Source organism: Planococcus sp. S3-L1, assembly GCF_030063085.1.
In the GTDB taxonomy this organism is placed as follows: Bacteria; Bacillota; Bacilli; order Bacillales_A; family Planococcaceae; genus Planococcus; species Planococcus kocurii.
Map to the genome: position 1 here is coordinate 49,367 of NZ_JASISN010000015.1, position 24,088 is coordinate 73,454.

Annotated in this window: 24 protein-coding genes and 2 other annotated features; of the genes, 7 read left to right on the forward strand and 17 right to left on the reverse strand. The window is 36.9% G+C overall.

Annotated elements, in window-relative coordinates; all coding sequences use genetic code 11:
• Window positions 1-468 precede the first annotated feature (468 nt).
• From QMF37_RS13405 to xerS, 4 genes are all read left to right on the forward strand, one after another.
• A complete protein-coding gene (locus QMF37_RS13405) occupies window positions 469-1,560 on the forward strand; it encodes a glycerol dehydrogenase (protein ID WP_283478535.1) in 1,092 nt (363 codons plus the stop codon).
• Between the two features lie 292 nt (window positions 1,561-1,852).
• Window positions 1,853-2,425: a hypothetical protein gene (locus tag QMF37_RS13410; RefSeq protein WP_283478536.1), complete on the forward strand. Its 573-nt coding sequence runs from the start codon at window positions 1,853-1,855 to the stop codon at window positions 2,423-2,425.
• A gap of 177 nt (window positions 2,426-2,602) precedes the next feature.
• Complete coding sequence (locus QMF37_RS13415; protein ID WP_283478537.1) at window positions 2,603-3,346, forward strand: Fic family protein; 744 nt, start codon at window positions 2,603-2,605, stop codon at window positions 3,344-3,346.
• A gap of 114 nt (window positions 3,347-3,460) precedes the next feature.
• Window positions 3,461-4,588, forward strand: coding sequence for a tyrosine recombinase XerS (gene xerS / locus QMF37_RS13420; protein WP_283478538.1), 1,128 nt, complete (start codon window positions 3,461-3,463; stop codon window positions 4,586-4,588).
• 269 nt (window positions 4,589-4,857) lie between these two features.
• Here the strand turns inward: xerS and QMF37_RS13425 are convergent, their stop codons facing one another.
• Both QMF37_RS13425 and QMF37_RS13430 read right to left on the reverse strand, forming a co-directional pair.
• Window positions 4,858-5,370, reverse strand: coding sequence for a GNAT family N-acetyltransferase (locus QMF37_RS13425; RefSeq protein ID WP_283478539.1), 513 nt, complete (start codon window positions 5,368-5,370; stop codon window positions 4,858-4,860).
• Window positions 5,371-5,720: 350 nt separating this feature from the next.
• Window positions 5,721-6,281: an isochorismatase family protein gene (locus QMF37_RS13430; RefSeq protein ID WP_283478540.1), complete on the reverse strand. Its 561-nt coding sequence runs from the start codon at window positions 6,279-6,281 to the stop codon at window positions 5,721-5,723.
• Between the two features lie 705 nt (window positions 6,282-6,986).
• On the opposite strand from QMF37_RS13430, the gene QMF37_RS13435 reads away from it, so the two are divergent.
• Window positions 6,987-7,442, forward strand: a complete 456-nt coding sequence (locus QMF37_RS13435; protein ID WP_283478541.1) for a GNAT family N-acetyltransferase — start codon at window positions 6,987-6,989, stop codon at window positions 7,440-7,442.
• 128 nt (window positions 7,443-7,570) lie between these two features.
• Here QMF37_RS13435 and QMF37_RS13440 read toward each other — a convergent pair whose 3' ends face one another.
• The 8 genes from QMF37_RS13440 to QMF37_RS13475 form a co-directional block, all read right to left on the reverse strand.
• Entirely contained in the window at window positions 7,571-7,933 is a 363-nt protein-coding gene (locus QMF37_RS13440) for a hypothetical protein (protein WP_283478542.1), read from the reverse strand.
• An 82-nt stretch (window positions 7,934-8,015) separates the two neighbouring features.
• Window positions 8,016-9,239: an MFS transporter gene (locus QMF37_RS13445; RefSeq protein WP_283478543.1), complete on the reverse strand. Its 1,224-nt coding sequence runs from the start codon at window positions 9,237-9,239 to the stop codon at window positions 8,016-8,018.
• Between the two features lie 60 nt (window positions 9,240-9,299).
• Window positions 9,300-9,557 (reverse strand) — a binding site (T-box leader).
• 564 nt (window positions 9,558-10,121) lie between these two features.
• Complete coding sequence (locus tag QMF37_RS13450) at window positions 10,122-10,679, reverse strand: DUF4181 domain-containing protein (RefSeq protein WP_283478564.1); 558 nt, start codon at window positions 10,677-10,679, stop codon at window positions 10,122-10,124.
• A 606-nt stretch (window positions 10,680-11,285) separates the two neighbouring features.
• Window positions 11,286-11,771, reverse strand: coding sequence for a hypothetical protein (locus QMF37_RS13455; protein WP_283478544.1), 486 nt, complete (start codon window positions 11,769-11,771; stop codon window positions 11,286-11,288).
• Window positions 11,772-11,919: 148 nt separating this feature from the next.
• The gene (locus QMF37_RS13460; RefSeq protein WP_283478545.1) at window positions 11,920-12,405 is read right to left on the reverse strand and encodes a hypothetical protein; all 486 of its coding nucleotides are present in this window, start codon (window positions 12,403-12,405) and stop codon (window positions 11,920-11,922) included.
• A gap of 190 nt (window positions 12,406-12,595) precedes the next feature.
• Window positions 12,596-13,096: a hypothetical protein gene (locus QMF37_RS13465; RefSeq protein WP_283478546.1), complete on the reverse strand. Its 501-nt coding sequence runs from the start codon at window positions 13,094-13,096 to the stop codon at window positions 12,596-12,598.
• Between the two features lie 219 nt (window positions 13,097-13,315).
• A complete protein-coding gene (locus tag QMF37_RS13470; RefSeq protein ID WP_283478547.1) occupies window positions 13,316-13,651 on the reverse strand; it encodes a DUF3139 domain-containing protein in 336 nt (111 codons plus the stop codon).
• An 886-nt stretch (window positions 13,652-14,537) separates the two neighbouring features.
• Complete coding sequence (locus tag QMF37_RS13475) at window positions 14,538-15,287, reverse strand: hypothetical protein (protein ID WP_283478549.1); 750 nt, start codon at window positions 15,285-15,287, stop codon at window positions 14,538-14,540.
• A 330-nt stretch (window positions 15,288-15,617) separates the two neighbouring features.
• Between QMF37_RS13475 and QMF37_RS13480 the strand changes: the two genes are divergently transcribed.
• A complete protein-coding gene (locus QMF37_RS13480; protein ID WP_283478550.1) occupies window positions 15,618-16,406 on the forward strand; it encodes a class I SAM-dependent methyltransferase in 789 nt (262 codons plus the stop codon).
• 183 nt (window positions 16,407-16,589) lie between these two features.
• Here the strand turns inward: QMF37_RS13480 and QMF37_RS13485 are convergent, their stop codons facing one another.
• Both QMF37_RS13485 and pyrH read right to left on the reverse strand, forming a co-directional pair.
• Window positions 16,590-17,060: a GNAT family N-acetyltransferase gene (locus QMF37_RS13485; protein ID WP_283478551.1), complete on the reverse strand. Its 471-nt coding sequence runs from the start codon at window positions 17,058-17,060 to the stop codon at window positions 16,590-16,592.
• A gap of 111 nt (window positions 17,061-17,171) precedes the next feature.
• The gene (gene pyrH / locus QMF37_RS13490; protein ID WP_283478552.1) at window positions 17,172-17,915 is read right to left on the reverse strand and encodes a UMP kinase; all 744 of its coding nucleotides are present in this window, start codon (window positions 17,913-17,915) and stop codon (window positions 17,172-17,174) included.
• Between the two features lie 136 nt (window positions 17,916-18,051).
• Here pyrH and QMF37_RS13495 point away from each other — a divergent pair, with 136 nt between their 5' ends.
• Window positions 18,052-19,698 carry an ABC transporter substrate-binding protein gene (locus QMF37_RS13495; protein WP_283478554.1) on the forward strand — a complete coding sequence of 549 codons (1,647 nt, stop codon included), beginning with the start codon at window positions 18,052-18,054 and terminating at the stop codon, window positions 19,696-19,698.
• 124 nt (window positions 19,699-19,822) lie between these two features.
• On the opposite strand, the gene QMF37_RS13500 is transcribed toward QMF37_RS13495, so the two are convergent.
• The 5 genes from QMF37_RS13500 to QMF37_RS13520 form a co-directional block, all read right to left on the reverse strand.
• Window positions 19,823-20,380 carry a GNAT family N-acetyltransferase gene (locus QMF37_RS13500; protein ID WP_283478555.1) on the reverse strand — a complete coding sequence of 186 codons (558 nt, stop codon included), beginning with the start codon at window positions 20,378-20,380 and terminating at the stop codon, window positions 19,823-19,825.
• Between the two features lie 47 nt (window positions 20,381-20,427).
• Window positions 20,428-21,066 (reverse strand): DUF3108 domain-containing protein, encoded by a 639-nt coding sequence (locus QMF37_RS13505; protein WP_481861830.1) that lies wholly within the window; start codon window positions 21,064-21,066, stop codon window positions 20,428-20,430.
• A 281-nt stretch (window positions 21,067-21,347) separates the two neighbouring features.
• A complete protein-coding gene (locus QMF37_RS13510; RefSeq protein WP_283478558.1) occupies window positions 21,348-22,382 on the reverse strand; it encodes a S66 family peptidase in 1,035 nt (344 codons plus the stop codon).
• 29 nt (window positions 22,383-22,411) lie between these two features.
• Window positions 22,412-22,813: a group-specific protein gene (locus QMF37_RS13515; RefSeq protein WP_283478559.1), complete on the reverse strand. Its 402-nt coding sequence runs from the start codon at window positions 22,811-22,813 to the stop codon at window positions 22,412-22,414.
• Between the two features lie 75 nt (window positions 22,814-22,888).
• Entirely contained in the window at window positions 22,889-23,458 is a 570-nt protein-coding gene (locus QMF37_RS13520; protein ID WP_283478560.1) for a GNAT family N-acetyltransferase, read from the reverse strand.
• An 84-nt stretch (window positions 23,459-23,542) separates the two neighbouring features.
• Window positions 23,543-23,796, reverse strand: a binding site (T-box leader).
• Window positions 23,797-24,088 lie beyond the last annotated feature (292 nt).

Consider the following 24,088-nt stretch of genomic DNA (forward strand, 5'->3'; position numbering starts at 1 on the left):
AAATTGTGATACTTGCAAAAATCGGAAAATTGTATTGATTTCATATTATCGATCTATCTAAATGATAACAATTATCATTCTCACTTACTTAATTTATAGTTCTTTATGTATATTGTCAATGGAAAATGTAGAAATTCCTTTTAGTTGGAGCAAAAAACTAAGGTAAGTCTACATATCCTCTTTTTATCGAGAGCTTAAAATATCTTATGTAAATGGAATAGAAGAGAGTTCTGATCAGGTACTCACTTTATATATTACGGATTATCGGAAGAAGGATAAGTTGAAAGCGTCTGTATGTCTTTTAAAACAATTCTCAAAATAGCAAAAGTTGGCTACGTTGACAACAAGTCGAGGAAAGCGTTAAGTTTAGCTGGAAGATACCTGGAGTTTAGAAATTGCAGGAAAAGAATCCGATACTTTGCTATTCAAAGTAGAAACAAATTTGTCATGAGAAGGGAGCATTTCATAATGCAAAAGAAAATTTTTATTTCACCGAAAAAATATATTCAAGGTGCTGGCGTTCTTAGTCAACTGGGTGAAGAAGTTGCTAAAATTGGAGAAACACCGTTCGTTTTATCCGACAGCACTGTTTGGGGGATCACGGGAGATACAGTTGCAGAAAGCTTCAAAGCTTCGAATACCTCTTATATTTATGAAAAGTTTACAGGAGAAGCTTCCAACACAGAAATTGATCGTCTTTCTAAAATAGGGAAAGATAAAAAAGTTGACGTTGTCATCGGGTTAGGCGGAGGAAAAACGATAGACACAGCGAAAGCCGTTGGGGATTCCCTTGGAGTCGCTGTCGTGGTTGCGCCTACAACGGCATCTACAGATGCTCCGACAAGCGCGCTTTCCGTGATTTATTCCGACGATGGCGTATTTGAAGGCTATAAATTCTACACCAAAAATCCGGATTTGGTGTTAGTCGATTCAAAAGTAATCGTCAATGCACCCGTGTTTCTTTTGGCTTCAGGTATGGGAGATGCGATGGCCACATTTGTAGAAACTAGAGCTTCATTGAAACGGAATTCAAACACCATGGCTGGCGGGAAGGCAACTCTTGCTGGACAGGCAATTGCAGAAAAAGCTGAAGAAGTGCTGTTCGATCAAGGTATTGCTGCGTACAGAGCTGCGAAACAAGGATTGGTCACACCGCAAGTCGAAGCAATTATCGAAGCGAACACCTTATTATCAGGGCTAGGATTCGAGAATGGCGGATTGGCTTCAGCGCATGCAATCCATAATGGCTTTACTGCACTTAAAGGAGAAATCCACAAATTGACTCATGGCCAAAAAGTAGCCTATGGTGTCTTAACTCAATTAGTACTAGAAGGATACTCAGAATCTGACATTTTACGTTATGCAGACTTCTTCAAAGAAATTGAGTTACCAACAACACTGAAAGACCTTCATTTAGAAAATGCGTCATACGAAGACTTACTTAAAATTGGCGAACTGGCCACTGTGGCAGGAGAAACATCGCATAACATGAATCCAGAACTTACACCGGAACAAATTGCAGATGCCATTTTAGCGGTAAATGCAATTACAACTGCTTAAATTTTGTTGAGATAAAGTATATTTAGATTGAAGCATACCTAAGAGGAAGGTAACTCGTTAGCATCGGTTATCTTCCTTTTTTCATATTATATGTTCGCAAAATATTAATTTAACGAACATATAAAGTAGGCATGTGATAAAATAAGTCTAATAGCTTAAATCAATCGAATTTTATAAGATTAGGCTAAATTCTTAGTTCTGTTAGATGTTAGGATTAGCTTTCTTATTGAGTTATTAAAGTCATTAATGAAGTATAGATTCTTGAAATTACATGGAATAAAGGTGTGGTTATATGATTACCAGAGGATTTCCCAACTATTTAAAAGATGACGTTACTAAAGTTGTTAAGTTGTTGTCTACCAAATTTTTCTTAACTGTCACTCCTAAGGTCTCTCAGGAAACTATTGAATATTATCAAAACAATCATGTAATTAGTTTTCCTAATCGCATCTACTGCAAAGATAACTCGAACAAGTTTATAGATAGTTTAACTGAAAGACAAAAGATGATTCTGCATTGCATACTTTCTAGAAATAATGACGGATATATTCGCCAAGAGCATATACGTTCGTTGCTTCAGATGGATTACGAAGATTGGACTATTCCTTACATTGTAAAAGTATGCGATGAATATGTCGTAGAAATTGTAGAAATGACTTATGAGTTTTTGAAAGAACGAGATACAGTGCGGATTAAAAATTTCTGTAGTGAAAATAAAGAGGAATTTTGTAAAAGCTACAGTAGAATGATTAGCTATTGGAATGAATATCACAGACATACATACGGCGAGTTTCACCAATACATTGGTAGAAAGCTATTTAGAGAATGTTTTGGTTACTCTCGATCCATGGAATTTAAGAAATAAGTTAATGATTGCGGATTCAAGCGAAAGAAATGACATTAACTTATACCATGATTTCATGAATTACTTATATGAGTTTGAAGACAATCAATAGAAGAATCTATTCTTCGATAGTCACCAGCTACCCTAGAATATTTAAAGCATAAATTCCTTCAATCCTTGAAAAGCAGGTGCTAGTAAATGAACAATTTTAATCGCATTAACGAATTAAAAAAGGAATTGGATCAACACAGACCGCTTCCAGTAGCTGCTGTGAAGAACCTGCGCGACGTGTATCGTGTGGAATGGACGTACAATTCGAATGCCATCGAAGGCAATACTTTATCGCTGATTGAAACCAAAGTTGTCATGGAAGATGGCTTAACGATTGGTGGCAAACGGCTTCAGGAACATTTCGAAGTCATCAATCACGCTGAAGCCATCAGCTTTATTGAGGAGCAGGTCACTCAAACTGAACCGTTGGATGAGCGAACGCTAAAGACGATTCATCACTTGATTTTAAAGAACATCGACGATGAAAATGCCGGTAGATATCGCTCGATCAACGTACGAATCTCCGGTAGCCAGCACGAACCGCCGCATTTTTTGCAGGTGGCGAATGAGATGCAAGCGCTTTTTGCCTGGTATGACCAAGAAAAAGACCAAATGCATCCAGTAGAGCTGGCCGCATTGTTCCATTTTAAGTTCGTATATATTCACCCATTCGCAGATGGCAATGGCCGGACGGCGAGATTGTTAATGAACTTGATCCTCATGGGTCATGGCTTCCCTCCTGCTATCGTCAAAGCTGAAAACACACAGCGCTTAACGTACTATGAAACGTTGGAAACAGCGAGCATACAAGGGAATACGCAGCCCTTCGTTGACTTGATTGCAAAGTGTGTGGAGGAAAGTTTAACCACCTATTTAAAAGCGATTTTATAAGAGTGCTGTTTACTTACTCATTTTCTAGAAAAAATACTTACCACCTCTATATGTTCGCTTAAATTACATTTTGCGAACATATAGAAATTCATCTTCAAAGGAGGTCAACATCATATGGCGATGACACCTGAAGAATTACAAGTCCTCCAACGGATTGAAAACCAATTAAACAGTATGCCTTTCTATGTGGTTGAGTATATTCGTTCCAAAAAACGTGCTGGCCTTTCAGCGGATACCTTGCTTCAGTACCTTTACCGTTATCAGCACTTTTTTCAGTGGCTGCTTCGAGAGAATTTGACGGAAGCTACAGAAATTTCTTCAATCCCCTATGTAGTATTAGCCGAAATGAAAAAACAGGATATCGAGCTGTACATTGAGTTCTTAAGAGAGGAATCAATCATTCACGAGAACAACAGCGTGAAAAGGCGCGGTCCTGCGGTCGTTACCCTTTCGGTCAATGCATTAAAATCACTTTTCAATTACTTGACGAAAGAAACCGAGACTGCAGATGGAGAATCCTACTTCTACCGAAACGTTATGAGCAAAATCGTACTGCATACAAAAAAAGAGACGGCCAGCCGACGTGCGCAGAAAATCAGTTCCGCCATTCTGAACGAACACGAAATCAACGATTTCTTGCAGTTTATCGAACATGCATACGAAGCTACGCTGGTAAGCGGACTTGCCCGACAACGGTTCAACCGAGACAAGGAACGGGATTTGGCCATCCTTTCCCTCTTCCTCGGAAGCGGCATTCGCCTTGGGGAAATGGCACGCATTCTCGTGAAGAAAATTAACCTCAAGAAGCAATTGATCGACATCAAGCGGAAAGGCTCGAAAGAAGATACCGTCCGGGTGATGGACCAAGCGATTCACCACTTAAAAGACTACATAGAGATTCGGGAAGCTCGGTATAGCGGGTCAAAGGAAGTTCCCTTCCTGTTTGTGACGCTTTACGGGGGAACGGTTCGTCCCTTATCGAGACGAGCGATTGAGAACTTGGTGACCAAGTATACTGCAGCCTTCGCTCAAGGAGAAGGCATGAGTCCACATAAACTACGACATAGTTTTGCGGCGGACTTTATTCGGAATGGCGGTAATATCGTCCTTTTACGTGATCAGCTGGGTCACAGTAATATCGAAACTACTTCCCTTTATACTAACCTCTCTAACAAAGATAACGAACAAGTATTAACCCGCATGGAAACAAATCGGTTAAAGCGTCCAGATATTGAAAGTTAATATAGACGCACAGTAAAAGGACAGACAGCCTATACATAAGCTGTCTGTCCTTTTGATTGGTCGCGTTTAAATATCTACTTTAAATTGAGATTTTGCAAACATATAGAATTTAAGCTTGAGAAAGATAACCTATATTGGCTACCTTCCCTTTTCATAATTCATAATTTATTAGTTCCGATAATTCCGGAATATGTAAACTTGCTATACAGCTTTGTCTTAGAATGCTATTTTTCTGTAAGAAAGGAAATATTCAAATCGAAATTCCCCCTTCACACTTCTAATCTATATTGTATAAGCAAGCCAATCATTCCTAAGTATTCTTCACTTCCTACTCTGCTGATTTCTTTAAAACCAATCTTTTTAAGCATTTTTCGTGAACGCAAATTTGCTTCATTTGTTTCTGCTTTAAAAATCCTAATTCCTAATTGATCTGCTGCAAACTTCATTATACATTTGGAAGAGTTATATCCAATTCCTTTTCCCCATAATTCACTGTTCCCTATTGCAATACCTAACTCCGCCGTATAATCCTTAATATTAGCCAAATCTGCATATCCGACTAAATTCCCGTCATATTCTATTCCCATTCGAATAAAGTCGTTTGATACATTGTTAACACAAAGAAGCCACCATCTATACAATTCTTCAGGATTTCTGTTTATCTCCCATCCATTAGCCAAACAAAAGGAGTCGTCTTTGCTCCATTTTAAAACCCTTTCATAATCATGTATAGCTATAGGTCTAAGTTGAATGCATGATGAAAGGTTCTGTTTTTCATTCATTTCTGTTTCCCCGAACTTTTTTTATTTAAATCGTTCCTTTTATAAATTCTTGAAGCTTATTTTTCACTTCTAAAAAAGGAGTATGATTACTTTCCTCGTTTAACTAAATATACTCAGAGCTTTGAATAATAGCTAGATAATTTTGGAAACAGAAACGTTCGCAAAAGTACACTTATACGAACGAAAAAAGGGAAGAGACTTCATAGAAAGTCTCTTTCCCACCGATAATCTCTTGATATGTAAACTTACTTAATCATTGGAAATTGAGTCTCGTTAAACTTCTCTTTAAATCAATACAAGAATAAGACTCCAATTCTTTACTTCAACGGGAGTCTTATTCTTATGAGTTATTATTCTCTGTACGAATCATGATTAGGAACAAATATGTCTTCTTCAACGTCTCTAACAATCGAAAAATGATCCACATTGTAATGACCATGAAGCGTTTCATTATGATGTTTTATGATTTGCTCTGCATTCAATGACTCACTGTCTTTAGTTGAATGTCCGTTACCCACCAACGTTACATCTAGACCACTAATAGTAGCTGTTCTAACTGCACTGTCTATGCAATGCTGGGTCGCACACCCCATGATAACCACATGTTCAGTTCCTTCAATTTTCAAGTAATCTAGAAGTCCGGTGCCATGAAAGGAATTTGTTGCAGCTTTATCAAAAATATTTACATCCGCAGGCACATAAATATTTTTATGTACTTGAAAGCCGTCGCCTTCTCCTCCAGCAACATCTAAATCTCTAACAAAAACAATTGGAATATCAGATGTTAATGCCTTTTCAACTGCTAAATTGATATTACTGACAAGCTGTTCTTTATTAAAGACAGCTGCTTCCTCCTGATTTCCTTCAATTAGTTCTTGTTGTGCATCAATAACTAGTAATAGTTGCTTCAAATAAATTCCCCTCTCAATTTTTGGGGAAACTATAACTAACTAGACTTACTCCCCTTTATGTTTGTTAAACGAAAATTCAATTTGCTAATCATAATAACAACCTCCTATGTATGAAATCATCTTCTTCTGAATGTCGAATTTTCAGACAACTTAATTATAACATAACTGCAAACTGGAAGAGTTTGTATTAGTTATTCAACTAAATCATGGGAAATAATTAATAAAAGGGCTCGTAAAAGTACACCTACACGAACGAAAAAAGAAGATGCTTAGGACCAGCACCTTCTCCAGTTTGTTTTTATAGACTTCCGATAAGCTACGATATATAAACTATTACCTCTCAAAAATACAATTTTAAAGCCTCATAATATGGCCTTTTGAATGTTTTTTTTTCTAACAAACTCACTTACCCTTTTAGTACTGCTAACTTCTTTAAAATAGGAATTCTAAATGTAACTTAGTTAGACTTATGTTAGATTCAAATACCTGATTCATTATTGGTATATTATTCCTGAAACGCCTAGAAAAGGGCAATGATAAATGCTATAGTCAAAAGGCTCGGATATTTCATTAAACGGGCCATAGCTATTTGAGGAGGCGTTTATTATGACAAACAAAATCACTGTTACCATCAATGAGTACAAGGGGATAACGCTTAATTAACTTTTCTATTTCGCGTTCCCCGAAAATCGAAAGGGGAAAATTATGAATACAGAAAATGTGAAAATCGTCGAATTAAACATAGAAAACTGGTATGACTGCTGTAAATTAGAGGTATCAGAAGAACAAACGCCATACATGGAACCAAATGCCGTATCGATCGCTCAATCAAAGTTTGAAACTAGCTTAAAACCTTATGCCATCTATACAGGCGATAAAGTGGTTGGTTTTTTGATGTATAACTCTGTCCCGGAGGAACTTGACGGCTATTGGGTATATCGAATAATGGTAGACAAAGCCTTCCAAGGTCAAGGAATCGGGAAAGCTGCAACTAAATTGATGATTGCAGAGATGACCAAATCACTAAATGCCACAAAAATTGTGGTCGGCTATCATCCAGACAACTTGAATGCCCATAATTTATATGCGAGTTTGGGATTTGAGGACCATGGAGATCGGTTTGGCAAAGAAATAGCCGTTGTAAAACAGCTAATCGATTAATGAATTAAAACCGTATTTTAGTGAAAAGGACCTTTCTTAAGGTCCTTTTTCTTTTATAAAAAATCAGTATTTCCTTTGGTCTGAATGTAACTTAATTAGCATTGAGTTACATTCGGATTCTTAGTTTTTCACAATATTTTTTCTCTGTCAGGTTCTTTCAGAAAAGCATCTTCACCTTCATCAAATCCTTCCGGGCTCCAATGATTTTCCGACAATCTACTTTCCTCAAACATTCCCCGGAGCTTTCGAATGGCTTCATCCCAAGACGAAAACACTTCAAAAGCATAAGGTGGTTCTTCCTCGTCATCATTCCACACAGCCCATTTTTTATCAGGAAGCTGTGTTGCATGGTACCAAGTATCTCCTTCCATTTCATAAATACCAAAAGTATTTTCCAAAGCAATGTTCCAATTCGGATAACCTAATTCCTCTGCAAATTGATCGTGTTTTTCGAAAAACAGTTTGTGCAAAAACTTTTTTAAACGTCCCATATCATCATTTCCTATTCTTCTAAAGGAATGTAACTTAACTATACGTAATTTACATTCATTTTCTAGTTTTCGTCCCAAAAAGTTAATTGTTTAAGGTCAATTTTTCTTTAAAATGCACTTTTCTTTTTTTGGTCATTACTATCTTAAATGCACTTATCCCTAGTAATAAGAATGTTAATGAACCTATTAAGCCTACAGGTCTTATTGAAGTTAATTCAGCGGTCAAACCAATTATTACGGTTAGAACAATAATAAAAAATGCTTCAACAATACTGAATAAACTGCTAAACCTTCCCATCATTTTCACCGGCACGTTGTTCTGATAGAACGTCAAATAACCCGTATTGGCAAAAGTGATGGCAAATCCAATCATAAAAGTTCCAGTTGCAGCACTGATAAAACCGTGTGAGCTGTAGAGAGCAATATAACCGACTGCAGTAAACACAGAGCCAGCCCCTATTAGTAAGTTGACTGCTAATTGTTTAGAAAAAATAGTGTTTATAAGTGAACCCAAAATAATTCCCGTTCCAAATATACTTAATAAGAATCCATAATTAGTGTCTGACATCCCAATAACTTCTTTAGCAAAAGCTGCTTCCAATGAATCCAGGGCAGTCATAAATATCGTCATTCCAACAAATAATAGATAAACTTTTAAAATAAACGTATGGGTTTGACTGAACTTGTAAACCATTTTAAAGTCACTTTTTATCAATTTCCAAGAAAGCTTTTCCATTTCGGATGAAACTGTTTGAGAATCAAGATTAGGCAATAACATGATGATGAAAGCTGACAAAATCAAAGCCACTGAGTTTACATAGATAGCCGTATAAGGTGTTCCCATCCAAAACAAGAGACCAGCTATTGCAGGGCCGATTAATGTTCCGCAAGAGTTGATAAAGCTTCTTAACGCATTGAATCGTTGACGATCTTTCTCTGGTATGAGTTTTGTCATATACACCATTGACGTGGGTTCAAACATGGCACTTCCGATATTAATGATAAGTACGATGACATAAACATAGAACAGCGAAGGCAGCACAGGGATTAGTGCAATACAGAATGCACGCGAAATATCTAACCCAATCATAAATTTCCTCGTATTAATGCGATCAATCAGGCTCCCTGCCCATGAGTTCGAGCAAATAGTCGCGATTGGTCCTAAAATGTATAGCCAAGCGATCGCTAGAGGAGAACCGGTTTCATTCAGGATAATTAGATTCAAGGCAATCAGATAAACCCATGCCCCGATATTTGAAATACCGATACCACCCAACAATAATAAAAAATACTTCCAATTTTTCATCGTTAACCTCTCCCCACTGCATTTTAGCCAAACAAAAAATCCCACCCCCAAGACAATTGTCTTGGGGACGAGATTACTAAAATCGTGGTGCCACCCCTGTTTGTTTATACGTCACCGTATGAACCTTATTTGGTACAGCCGTAAAAAAGACGAATACCTTAGCTCTGTAACGGGAGCTCCCGTCCCAACATCCCCCAAAACTAGGTTCCTTTGCGATGCTCAGAGGCTTGTTTCGATAACGCACTTCTACTCCTTTCCACCAACCGGAGCTCTCTAGAAAAAGTTTTGGTTATCTACTGGTCTCTTCAACGCGTTTCTTTTTTATAATTACCATAATATTACCACAACTTAAACAAATTAGTAAATACCAATTTTATGACAAGCGATGATATTACTAAATAGAGATATTAAAAAATTTTTTTACCTCAACAATTTAAGAATGCCAGTTTAATTTCAAAATAAATCCGTTTGTAAAAGTACACCTACATGAACAAAAAAAGAAGATGCTTAGGACCAGCCCCTTCTTCAGTTTACTTTTATAGACTTCCGATAAGCTGCGATATGTAAACCTCATTCATTATAAATGAGATCTTTCGAAGCTTGAAAAGCAATACTTAATATAATAATGGTTACCCAGTCAGTTTTTCTGCTAAGCCGTTTCAATGCTCGTCAAGAAAATACATAAATGCCTTTCCGCTAATAATCGGAAGGCATTTCTCTAATATTCAGTTTTGTTCCAGTCCTTTAATACCAAGATAATAATGAAAAGGCTGTAAATAAGCAAAAGTCATGAATTTTGCCGGTTCCGGACAGCATCGCTAACTAAGCGGAGAATTCGACTACCTAATGCTTCAGCTTGCCATCCGGTTTGCGCTTCCCTTGTCACTCCACCGTCACTTCCGCAGCAAGAGAATATGAAAAGTCAGCGGGCAGATCGAACGGCATCACACGCACCAAATCTCCCTCCTTCAATTCTTCATACGCCTCCACTTTTCCCTTGAAAACCGTGGCATCCGTCAAATGCACTTCCTGGACAGACGAATCGCCCCAAAAGCCAGTTGCCACCATTTCCACAGTAAAACTTGCTTCCGTTTTTTCAGTCACGACACCCTCAATGATTCCTAAAAAGAATGAACTTGACTGGATCAGCAAGGCAACCGCAACGAGCCAGACAACCATTTCGCTCAACATGAAAAGGGATTGCTTCGGGTGCTTGGAAGCTGTCCACTCAAAGTACGCCTCCACTGCATAAGTTAGTATGATAAATACAATGACATAGACGAGCATATAAACAATTGAATTCTCTTCGGCAATGACATAAAACAACGTTGCCACCCCTGCAATCAACAGAATCCCCCGTACAAACCAGTCCACTTTCAAGTGAGTTGCATTCACATAATTATTCGAAAAGAACTTCTTCTTCCGCGGCTCGACCTTCAGCCACTTCTTGAGAGCGAATTTGATGATGGCGTTCACTGCGTACACGATGAATAGGAACCAGTAATAGCTTAAACCACATATTGCGGCCTCCCTCCACTTACTTTTGCTGAATAATCAAAAGAACTCCTTAGGTTGAAAATAGAATGGGAGTACTTCCTCGTTTTTTACTGGATAGAAACAGGAAAACACCTCCACTACCTATAATATTATCTTACCATTTGCGGAGTATTCGGAATATTATTTTTGTGATTTTTCATCATATCTAGTTCTCTCTTCAAACGGCTGTAAAAATATCAGTTTATTTTAATATCCGCTACTTAAGAAACTTGCAACAAACCTCCGGAGAATATGACCGTGCGTAAAAGTGCACTTCTCCAAGCAACAAGGGAAGAAACCTTAATCGGGTTCCTTCTCTTCTGCTAACTTTACGATATGTAAAATTAGATTCTTTCAAAACACGATTTTATAACCATACAGAATAGACTTTTGAATGTATCATTTTTTCTAGCAAATCCATTCTTATCTCTCGCTCTTCGAAGATTACTGAAATAAAGGTTTTGAATGTAACTTAATTACTAATAAGTTACATTCAGATTAGACATAATTCTAATTAGAAATCACAACTGAAAAAACATTAAACGTTTCTATCACTTCTTCATCTTCTTCTCTCTCATCGGAAATCTCGTCATGACTCTCCGTTATAGGGATACCATCGTGAAACGGAAATTGCAGAAATTCAGCGATAATGGGCTCTATACTCGCGATCGTTTTGTATGGCCTGCCAAAAGGTAACTTTTCATGGAAATCGGATATCAGACTGAACTTTAGGCTAGCAGCCTGCCAGTCAAACCAAACATAAAAAATCATGGGATGGTCACTGTTTTGGACAATCTGTTCTTTTCTGTTGGTTTGGACTTGAGTAAAGAATAAAACCAACTCTTCCCTAGTGAATTCATTTGCTAACTCTTGTCCCATTGAAACACCCCAGGTGTTTTCTCCTGTTTCACTGAACAGATCGTCAATAGAGCTTCCAATGAAGATCGGGTCTTCAATAATTTCGTTCAGCTCTTCTATAAACTCTTTTTTGCTCATATTGGCCTCCTGACCGTCCGAAAAATAAACAACAAATCTCTGGAATATCTTTACCATGAAATCACGTTTTGAATGTAACTTAATTGCTATTAAGTTACATTCAAATCCTTGATCTCTTAAAAAAATAAAGCTCCTTTTTCAGATTTTTTTAATCGAGAAGGGATAAAGTAGTTGAAACAGAGATTTCGTACTCTACTTCATTTGCTATATCTTCACCCACGCCAAAGCCCGCTATCGCTTCAACTTCAACTTCACCAGCGTCAAATTCTTCTAATTCACTTTCATCAAAATCTAGTACTAGAGGTTCGTTTTGAATTAGTGTGGTCTTGCTTCTCATATCCGATCTTGTTCCGGTGTTCAAGGCCTTCCCGTCTTTATAATAGTTGAAGTAAAGCACATGGTTTCCCCCATGGTACACATCAATCGCTTTTTCTTCTCCAGTGTAGGTGATGGAAGCAGTAATCATCTCAGCATTGTTTTCTGGATTTAAAATTTCAACATGAAAGTTCTCTTTTTGATTAACGGGTTCATTATTTTTTGGCCCCTCAACTTCAGCAGCTCCGGAGTCACATCCACTCAAACCAAAAATCAACAAAGAAATAAATATCAACTTTTTAAAAGGACCTAATTTCATTAGTCTATGCTCCCTTCTACGTTTTATAGTGAAAAGATAGGCAAGAAACAGGAAAAAGTGACTGTAGCCGCCCCCTTCGAATTAGTAGAATAACAAACAGATCAGATTGCTTTTCCTGTAATTTTAATTTTGCTGTTTTTTTCTAATAATCCAATAGAACCATTAACTGAATTAGTTAATGGTTTTTTATTTATTCTACTGTGATCTCAATAGGTTCTAGAATCAACCTACTTTCAAAAATTTCCTGGGTTCCCGAATCAGTTGATTCTAGGTTTTCATATCCCGCACCTTCTATAAATTCTCCGTTCACTCTTAAACTAGTAGTCTCAGTTTTTAACCAGTAAATTCCTGGGTCAGGTAAGGTAAAAGATTCTTCAATTATAATTACATCTCTAGGCGCCATCTCAGTTGTTAGAGCAATGTCTTCGGTTCCACCGCCTTGTTCTCCCATTGACAAGAGGATTGGCGGATTGGCGTGTACTAATTCTATTGGTTCATCTCCGAGGTAAGTGAGAGTACTAGAAACTTTTAGGTTATCTCCACTTTCTAGTTGTGCATAGGGAATCTCCACTTCTAACCTGAACAGTTCTGATTCAATTGACTCCACTACTGGTTCAGACAATTTATTCTGTTGCACACAGCCAGCCAATGAAAATAAAAGAACTGCCAAACAAAAAAACAATTTTTTCATTCTAATCCCTCCCAATAAACGAGTAGACGTTTTCTTATCAGGCCAGTTACAGCAGTAGTTATAGAATTTGGTTAGATTGCTTTTGCTAATAAGTTACATTCAAAATTAAAAGAAAAACACCTTTTAAGGTGCTAATTTCATGTATCTCTTTCGTACTGTTTCGATGAGATGTAGTAAGGCATAATAAAAACTACAACTTAGTTTTTATTCAGAACTCATTTATTCCGGATTGTGTTTGCCACTACCAATGTAGGATGGCTCTATTTTCCTTTTATCATCATTTTCGTATTGGTATCCATAATCAATTTCTGGTTCATCTCTAAAATAAACAATTGTTTGATACCGTTCTATACCTGTTCTTTTCCGATCGAATCTAGTATCTACTTCGAGAATTTCTTTCCCTGTGTAACCATGTTCCGTGTAAAGATAGTCACGCACATCTTTTTCCATCTGCGCTTCTATTGATGCTCTTGGTGTTAAATAAAGATAACCTCCAACAGCAGCCAGAATAATTACTAATGAAACGATACTTAAAATCACCGATTTCTTTTTCATTCTTCCAACCTCCACTTTTAAAATTCAGCCATTCTATATTTTAACGAATGTAACTTAATTAGTATTAAGTTACATTCAAAGAATAATTTCTTCATTCGCGAGGAACGGAAATGGTTGGTTTTTAGATAACTGATAAAAGCAGTGCAATTATAACCGCTTGGCCAAATATAATCGTGAGATTTTTTGTGTTCAGAATCTTTTTCTCTGGCAATAAAAGCTTATATGCGACCGAAAAAATCACTAATAGAATTAGAAAAGTAAACAGAAAAGCTAATAGTAATTCAACCATCCGATTTCCTCCTCAATTTTTTATATTTGTATTTCTTATAATTCCCTAAGAAGTCGGTTCTTAAAACTTTAATGATTGCAGTATGTGAATGTAACTTAATTCAAATTATGTTACATTCAGATGCTTATTTAATCACCCTAACTGAGACCTTTTCAGAAACGCCTACTAAAGCTTTAAATAGCTGGTTAGATACTAATGAGAAATAACATAGTGAGTATTGCAGTAAACAAAGAACCAAACAAAAAGATATATTTAATTTTCCCTCTGACTTCTGGAAATTTTGACTGCAAATCTGGAATCAAGAATGTGCATGAGAGTAAAACTATTCCAACCACTATGCCTCTTCCTGTATCAATCGCACTCAAATTTGCAAAAGATTTATTAAAGTTTTCATTCAAATAAAAAATACAAAGAAAAAACATGGAGTTTAAAAAGAAATTGTATAAAAAATATTTCAAATGAGTCATGTCTGGAATTGTCCCCTTTAGTTAAAAATCAGATTTCAGCTTTTTACTATTTCATTCTTAATAAAGACTGAATGTAACTTAACTGTACTTATGTTACATTCAGTTCCCCCATTCTGCTTACTATCTTTTTCTATATCGATACCTTGTCTAATCCAAAATGTTCCGTTAGAGAGACCATACGTCCCTCTCTATCCCACTTATGGTATTCTTCAAAAACTGCCTTAATGTTATTTTCATAGCGTTCTTCCACAAGATACTTTATGGAACGAAAACTTCGCCAGTAATCAAACATGATACTGGACAAACTGGCTGCATATGAGTTGCTTCCAAACTCATCAAGGGGCCGATCCCCGTATGCTTCAGTAAATACGTTTACTAATTCTTTTTCGATTGCTGATATCGTCTCGAACTCACCCTCAGTTAAAAGGTGTTTCCTCGGTAAGTACTCACACATGCCTTCCTCAAAACATATACCGTCTTCTCGCTCATCTCCAAATTCATCTAAAAATAAATCTGAGTGATGGGTTAATTCGTGACCTACTATTGTAAGGATGTGATTCTCAGAAAGCTGTTCGTAAAAACGTTGAATATGGGGAAGATCCTTTCCGTCCAATTGCTGGATAAATAGCTTTCTCCAAGCTTTTACATCCGATGTCATGTAAATCGTGTCTTTATTCGTAAATGCAGGAATCGGCAGATCAGAAAAAATAGATGTTGCTACTTCTGCTGAAGTCCAAACCACGCCTTTTGGTTTGTCTACTAAGGCGTACTCTTCTTCTAAGAGTAATTGGTACTCGTTCAACCGTTCGCTAAAACGATGAATAATGTCCTGATGCTTTTCATATTCTCCTATGTCTTCAAAGGCATAAATGTTCTTCATTTACTAAACTCCTTCTTTTCGCATTATTTCTTGAACATCTAGAAATTAGCGATTATCAAATAGATCAAATACTCTCACTTTAACTTTAACATAATTTGGATAAGATTTTTTTAGGAATAAACCGTTCGTAAAAGTTCACATTTACAGACAAAAAGAAGGAAAAAATCTAGGTATATAACTTCTTCCCTTCCGATAATCCCGAATATGTAAACTCTCATTTTATTTCTCCCCCTAAATTTCTTACTATTCAATATTCAGTACATTCATTATGCTATGCTTAAAGAAACTTTATTATATTTTTAGAAAAACCAGTATAAAGGTGGGAGAATCTTGAATAGACTAAAAGAGGATATTTTTAAAAGTAATTTTGAGAAATACGAAGATCCCGAATATTACGATTTAGAATATCAAGATTATCTAACTGATGTGCCATTCCTTGCTGAGTGGGCTGCTAAAATAAAAGGCATAGTGGTCGATTTAGGATGTGGTACAGGAAGAGTGACTATTCCTTTAGCTCAGCAAGGCCACAAACTAATCGGTGTAGATCTTCATGAAGGAATGCTAGACCAGGCCAGAGAAAAAACTGCGAATAATTCTTTGTCCGTGGAATGGATTTTACAAGATTGTACAAAACTGTCACTCAATATATTAGCACCTTTAATGTATATGACCGGAAATTCATTTCAGCACTTTCTGACGAATGAATCACAAAATCAACTATTGGAGTCAATTCATAATCATCTAGAAGAAAACGGTATCTTTATTTTCAACACTAGATTCCCTATCTTAAACGAACTGGCTGAAGTGGACGAATCTACACATGTTTATCAAGATAAGCGTAGTAGAAAAATTCGAGAAAAAACTGTAGAAACTTATCATCCGTTAACTCAAATTTTGCACTGTTCATCAGCACGCGAAATACTGGAGGGACCTGGAGTGGGCTCAATAGAACAAGATAGCATTTCTCTACGGTATGTATTTCCGCTTGAAATGGAAAGGTTACTCACGCAAAATGGTTTTGCCATACTTGAAACCTACAGTTCATGGAAAAAAGAACCCCTAGAAACTTCTAGCAGCGAAATGATTTATGTCTGTATAAAAAAAGAAAGACAGAAATGATTTATTCTTTCTTGATTTCAATCACATAGAATATTTAAAAGACGAGAGGCTCTAGTTTGAGCCTCTCGTCTTTTTCTTAAAATAGGTGTGCCAATTTTCCAGCTTCCGATAAGGGGTCATATGTTAACTAGGCTTTCTCATAACTGAATTCTTATTGATTCTTAGGAAACTAAAGTATCCCGATCAAAACAAATACTTAGAAAAGTGGCTGCATTTTCCATCATCTACGTATAGATTGTATTGTCGATTTTTATAGAACTTTACTGCACTATACCAATTATTATTCGTTTCTAAAACTAATTGCTGATAGCCCTCTAGCTTTGCCCATGCCTCTAGGCGATCAATCATTATTTTCGCTACGCCTGCTCTTCTGTATTCTTTCATGACAGACAGCCGTTCAATTCTTCCGACACCCGACGCTTCATAGGAAATAGCGCCTGTACAAATCACCCGATTCTCATAGATGCCAACCAAAAACACAGCGCCTTCTTGGCTATAGCTATTTAAAATGCTTTTTAAATCCGGATTGTACGCAGGATCTATGAAGCCAAAGCGCTCTTCTAATCCTTTTAAGACTAATTCTCTGGCTTCCTCTTCGAATACCTTCGTAATTTGTTGTATTTGAATTTCTTCTTGGACGTTATTCAAACTCATTTTTCACCTATCCTATGCCCTGATATCTACCTGAGTTATTAATCAAATCATGAAAAGTGCAGTCTAGTCTAGAAGTTTCAGCCGGCAACTCCCCTTTGAATAAGGAACTGTTTAGCTCAGTACATAAAATTCAGAAGGATCTTTTGAAACTATAGTTCCGGCCTGTTTGCCTTCAACGATTCTCTTCATTTCTCCTTGTTTATCAAAGTTAAAGATATTGACTGCTATATCGAATTCTTTTGCCAGGAGAAGTGCAGACTGGTCCATGACTTTGATATTTTCTTTTAAGATATCGTCATAGTTCAAAGTGCGGTACATCTTCGCGTTGACATGCTGATTTGGGTCACTATCAAACACGCCATCCACTCCCTGCTTTGCTACAAAGATAGCATCACAATCGGTCTCAATCGCCCGTTGTACACTTGGATAATCAGTCGTTACGAACGGCTGCCCATTTCCTCCACCAAAAATAACGATAGATCCTTTCTCCAAATGCCGTTTCGCTCTCAACTGAATATAAGGTTCAGCAACCGACGGAACTGGAATGGACGTCATGACCCTGATTTCCTTGTCTGTTTTACTTTTCAAGACCCCTCGCAGCATTAAGCTGTTCATGATCGTACCTAATGTTCCGATGTTGTCTGCCTCTACTCGGTCAATATTCCATTTATCCGCTAAACTTCCGCGAAAAATATTACCGCCGCCTATCACAAGTGCCACTTCAATATCCATATCCGTAATTGAAAGAATTTCATCGGCTATATGCTCCAGCTTCTGATGATCAAAACTTTCTCCCTCTTTAGTAGCTAATGCGCCACCGCTTAATTTGATAAGTACTCGTTTAATTGTTTTCATAAACAAATCCTTTCATTTGTATTCATGGTTGATTTCGCCTATTGAGTCTATTTAATTGCTATACTCATTATAAGGATGACAATACTTATTAAAAACTGACACCTCTCAACGAAAGTGTCACCTTTTGAGGTGGAAAATGAATCAACTTTTATTAAAGCTGTGGCAAGCCTTGCCAGATGGAGAAGTTAAACAGGTAGAAATCGCTCAAATCCTCAATTTGTCTCAGAGACAAACCAAGCGATGGCTAGAGCGATGGGATGAGGAGAAATGGTTAACCTATCAACCGGGAACAGGACGAGGGAGAAGAACTAGAATAACTTGGTTAGAAAATGTAGAAGAAGTATTTGTGGATACCCTCATGCGAATGTTTTTGGACAGTCCATTACAAAAGATTGTTGAATATCTGGATTGGGAATGGTCGGAATCCGCAAGAAATCTTTTAGAAAAGCAATTTTCTAAAAGATTGGGGTACCAGACCATCTCAGATCATCGTTTCATCTTTCCAATGAAATATCCTTTTTTAACCTTTCATCCGTTGGAAGCAATCGATTTAAATAGTGTTCACATCTGTGAGAATCTATACAATCGACTTTTCACAATAAATGATGAAGGCAAAGTTCAAGGAGAACTGGTTCATTCATGGGAAATTTCAAATCAGAAAATCCATTTATTTTTAAAAAGTCATGTGAAATTCCATGATGGATCTACCTTTAACAGTACTGTTGCCATGGATTGTCTCACACTCTTTTTCAACCATCCACACTATCAAGGTATGGCCTCACAAGTTTTTTCAGTTCAAGCTCCTCACCCGTTGGTTGTGGAAATCGAATTAAATGCTCCTTGTTCGTACTTGCTGCATCTATTGAGCATTACCCAAGCGAGCATTTATAAAGCGAAAAATGACAGCATCTTAGGAACAGGTCCATTTTATGTAGATATTTCGGAAAAAAGTCTAACGAGGATAAAGGCTCATGAAGATTACTACCGGGAACGTCCCCCTATAGATACTATCGATTTTCTTAGAGTGAAGTCCGAGACAGAACTAATCTATCGGACCAATACAAGTGAACTGGTGAATCATACACAAAATATAACAAGTGAATCTGGATTCGGGGCATTGGTCTTCAACCTTTTTCGGGACTCTGATATTCAAGAAAAAGAGGTACGGGATTATATCCATTATCTTATGAGAAATGGAATTGGTTCAGTTCTAGACATTGTAAAAAATTCCACAGAGAATAACCGAGGGTTTTTATTGAATGACAGCATTTCCTATAAAGTGAAAACAGCAAGACTCCCTCCTTTTTATCAACCCTTGATTCTGGCAACAAGCCGTTTCACGTTAGGCTTGGCGGAACGGGTAAAAGAAATATTAGAAGCTGGCGGGGTGACAGTAGATTTAATGATGATGGAGCATGAAGAGTATATAAGTGTAAAGACCAGAGAATTGGAGGCCGATCTATTCATTAGTCGAGAACACTTCTCTCTTGACCAAAACCTTTCTTTTTATCAATACTTTAAAGCTGGGTATTCACAGATTTCAGACCTTATGGAGAAAAATGAAAAGGTTGCAGCAGTTTTATCATCATACGCTGAGACACCTGTAGAAAATTGGCTTCCTCTACATTTAGAGATTGAAAGAGAAGTCATTTCGAATTCTTGGCTGGTTCCTTTATATTTTAACCAACGCAAAATTTCTTATCCCCCTGAACTGATGGGAATAAGAACAAGAAATTACGGCTATGCTGATTACTCGAAACTCTGGATAAAGCCCCAATATTAAAAAAGTAGGTATCTTCTATCTTTCACTAAGATAGAAGATACCTACTTTGCTTTTCACGCTTTAAATTAAGTACTTCCGATAAGTTTTGATATGTAAACTAAATTCAAAATATATTTACAGCACGTTATCCCTTAGTTAAACTTTGCGTCCAGTCTCCTTCTAATAAAGAAAAGACAAAAGCATCATGGGATTGATTATCCTGAAAAAGATATCCTCTTAAAACTCCTTCTTTTTCAAAACTAAGATTTTCCAACAGGGTAATCGAAGCGTTATTTTGGGGAAAGGTTACTGCACCAATCCTAAATAATTTAAGCTCCCTAAAACAATAGCTTAAAACTTCTTTTACAGCTTCTGAAGTGTATCCCTTATTCCAGTAAGAAGGATGCAGCTCAAAACCAACTTCTGCCCTTTTATTTCCGGGATTTAGATTATTTAACCCTACAGTACCAATAAAATCCTTACTTTCTTTCTCTACTAGACCCCAGCGGATTCCTCTTTTGCTTTCCAAAGTCTTTTGAAATGATTCGACTATTTTTTCAGCATCTTCAATTTTAGTTAAACTACTCATCCCGTAATACTTTGTAACTTCATCTTTCGACATAATATCAAAGAAACTTTCAGCATGTTCTTTTCCAATTTGCACCAAATTTAGTCTCTTTGTATTTAATTCTTGAAATTCCATTTAGCTGCCCCCATTGAATTTTAATTTATATCATCTAGTAATTTGATTCATTCTCTTTCAAAAATCATCTGCTTTGTGGCTGAAATGTCTGTGACTTGCTTCAGCAATTCTTTTTTCTTAAGACCAATCCAGTAATATTGAATTTGACCTTCAAAATCTACTTCAAGCTTCCAAGCTTCTACCATGACCATTCCACTTTGTTTTACTGCCTCTTTTGCTAATACATGTACTCGAACATGTATTATTTTCCTTTTGTTTGGCTGAAATGCTGCTATCGTCGTCGCATATCCAAGTTGCAGTGGTAGTAATCTAATAACCATTTCTATCGAATGATTTTCGAAAACTGGCTGTTCCAGAGCTTTCTCTATAGTAGAGGAAGATATTACAGTGACCGAATTATCTCGATAATCTGCTTTTAATGATTTCCCATTTGCAAAAGACTCATGGTAAATGGGCAGAAACGTACTTCTTGAAAGAGTCGTGATCGCTTCTATATTTCCTAAAAAATCAGAACGCAGCAATTGGGTTCTTTTTAAAAACATTTTATCTTTCTCTTGAAATAAAACAATTTGTTCTGTTGTATAGCCTACTTGTTCAACAAAATTGCCTTCACGAATTAACACAATTTTTTTATCTTCTGTTTCATTAAACAAAGACCAATTAACGGAAGAATCGCCTGGATGCATTAAAGTCACATACTCACCTCTTTTCATTCTTTAGACAGAAGATAAAAGCTCTATTAAGGATAACTATTCGGCAGATAGAATATTTTGAAAATGGTTATTTATAGTTTACCATTCGTTAATATAGAATCCAGTATTTTCTAAATTTTCAATTCAAATAAAATTATAATTTAAGAATGCGTTCATAAATGTACACTATCACATACAAAAAAAGAAGCTCTGTCTAGAGCTTCTTTTCTTCCGATAATCCAGCATTATGTAAACACAATTATTTCAAGAAATAGCTATATATAAACCATCTGGATAGTTCCTTTTGAGTTGTTGTAAGTTACCTCCCCAAAAGCTCCATTCACTATAATGTTTTGCGGCGGTGCATGGCCAATATCCACATCATAGAGGACAGGGATATGTTGATCCGCAAATATGTCATTCAGCGCATCAATTAGTTGAAAATCTTGATTGGCCGAGTAACGAGAAGATCTTCCGATTAAGATGCCATTTGTATGCTTGAACCAACTGGCTTGTTTCATTTGCCATAAACTCCGGTAGATATTAATCGCATCCAAGCCCACGCTTTCTAAATACCATACAACCCCTTCTTCAGCGGCATACTTTGAAACATAGTCGTTTACCTGATCGAAAGGAGTACCGATAAGTGTGCGCAGTGTGCTAATGCAGCCTCCAAGTAACCTTCCTGAAAACTCTGCTTGCGAATCTCCCCTCAAACTTTTCCATTGTGTTTCCGAATCAAAATAAAAGCCGGTTGCCGGATTGTTATACACCTTCTCCCAGCTGGACTGATAGTGATCAGACGAGTATTGAGTGACTTCTCCATTTTCCGGACAACTTAACACATCTGTCCATTTGGAAGTTAATGAATCCCATTGAGGTGCCGATAATTCTGCAAAGTTCGTCCCATGAGCAGAAGCGTTGCCGGTTATCGTTGAATAGACAAAAAGAAAGGTACTGATGTCGGAGTAGCCCAATATCCACTTCGGCGGCACCGATTTCAGCTTCTCCCAGTCCATTAACGGAAGGATCTCCATGGCGAAACTGCCTCCCCAGGGCGGAATAATAGCTCTGATATTTTCATCTAACAAAAAAGACATTAATTCTTCGGCTCGTTTTTCTTTTGGTGCACTTCTTCCTTTTTGTTGCGTCCAATCCGTTTCGCCCATCACTACTTTGTAACCCTGTGCTTCTACATTTTCTTTCGCTTTAGACAACAGAATATGCAGAGACTCTTCTACACCACTAGAAGGAGCTGTGACACCGAGCACATCTCCTCTTTTTAATGGTTTAGGATAAGTCACTTTCATATCAAACACTCCTTTTAAAACAGCTATTTTCAAATCAATGCAGTGCGAAATTGCGAACAAATTAAACCAATTAAGTCGTCTAGCGTTCCAATAACCTTTTCAACTTCTGGAAGATGGTAAAACGTACTCGTTAACGATATGTCATTGATTTCATCATTTGGAGAATAGAGAAATACTTTTTTATCGCCAGCCAAGGCTAGGCCCATCTCAATGTGACTTCCTTTTCCGCCCGGCAACAGAATGACTACAAAATCTGAATCCAAAACTGCATTCTTCTCTTTCACGCCTATCTTTTCTAACTCACTTAACGTGGACGCGCGATTGTTCTTCGTCCAATCATACGTATGGAAAAATCCGACATCGATTAATTTTTGATTCACATATCTAACCTGTTCCTTATTGATAAAACTTGAAGCAACGTAAAATTTCATGTGAAATCTCCTTTTTCCGTTAACTTAATGGTGTGTAAATCAATTCAATAAAAATGAGCTATAAAAATTGCATTATTAATTCTTTTGCGTAACCGCGTATATACAGGTATCCGTCAGAGTTTTTCCGTCTGCTGATAAATCTTCATTTACAAGAATTCCCTCTAATTTGAACCCCAGTTTTTCGGGTATTGCTCGACTTGGGAGATTGGTGGATTCACATCTAATTTCAAGTCGATGAAACCCGAGTTCATGAGTGCCATATTCCATTAATGCTTTTACTGCTTCGGTTATATATCCATTGCCACTAAACTTCGTATTGATCCAGTAGCCAATCTCACATTTTTGAACTTCCCAGTCCACGCTCTGCAAGCTTGCTGTTCCAATGAACTCTTTAGAATCCTTATGAAAAATCAAGAATCGGAAATTCTCTCTTTTGAGAAATTTTATATGCGCTTCACGAAGACTGATCTCGGTCTCTTCTGAGGTAGGAACTTCTTGTGCGAAAGGCAACCACTGCCTTAGTTCTGTAATAGAATCTTTGACTGCTCTATTTACTGCGTCTCCATCTCCCGAATAATAAGGAGCTCTCAGTAGCAATCGTTCTGTTTGTAATTCAGATGGCACGTTTAATAATATAGAATTCATATTTATTCTCCTCATTTCTGATTTTAATTGTTAACGAACCTTTACTAGAACAAAATAAAAAACCTCCACCCCAAAGAACTTAATCTTAAGGACGAAAGTTATCATTTCGTGGTACCACCTTAGTTTATTGGTGCATCGCTGCTGCCAATCTCATCGGGTACAATCATACCCTATCCGTATAACGGTGGAATCCGTCTTGCTATCCCTAATCCAAAAGATTAGCTTGGCAAGAAGCTCAGAGACTTTATTTCGCTAAGTTGATCATTACTCCTTTTCAGCAAACCGGAGCTCTCTTTAAATCATCGATCCTTAGGTACTTCTCTCTTCAACGCTTTTTATAATTCCCATAATATTATCACAACTGTAACAAATTAGTAAATACACATCTTAATAAGCTTTCATAGTAATTAACCCTATATTAAAATTCTTCTTTGAAGTGCACTTTCCCAGGTATAAAGAAAAAGAAGAAACCCATGTTTGAGCTGGTTCTCTTCCGATAAGGTGTCATATGTTAACTAATTTCATTTTATATATTATTTGATATTGGAGTAGCATCAGCAAACTGTAGATTTGCAACGATTTGGAAATCCCTAAATAAAAAATCCCAATTTCTCTACAAATCAAGATAGA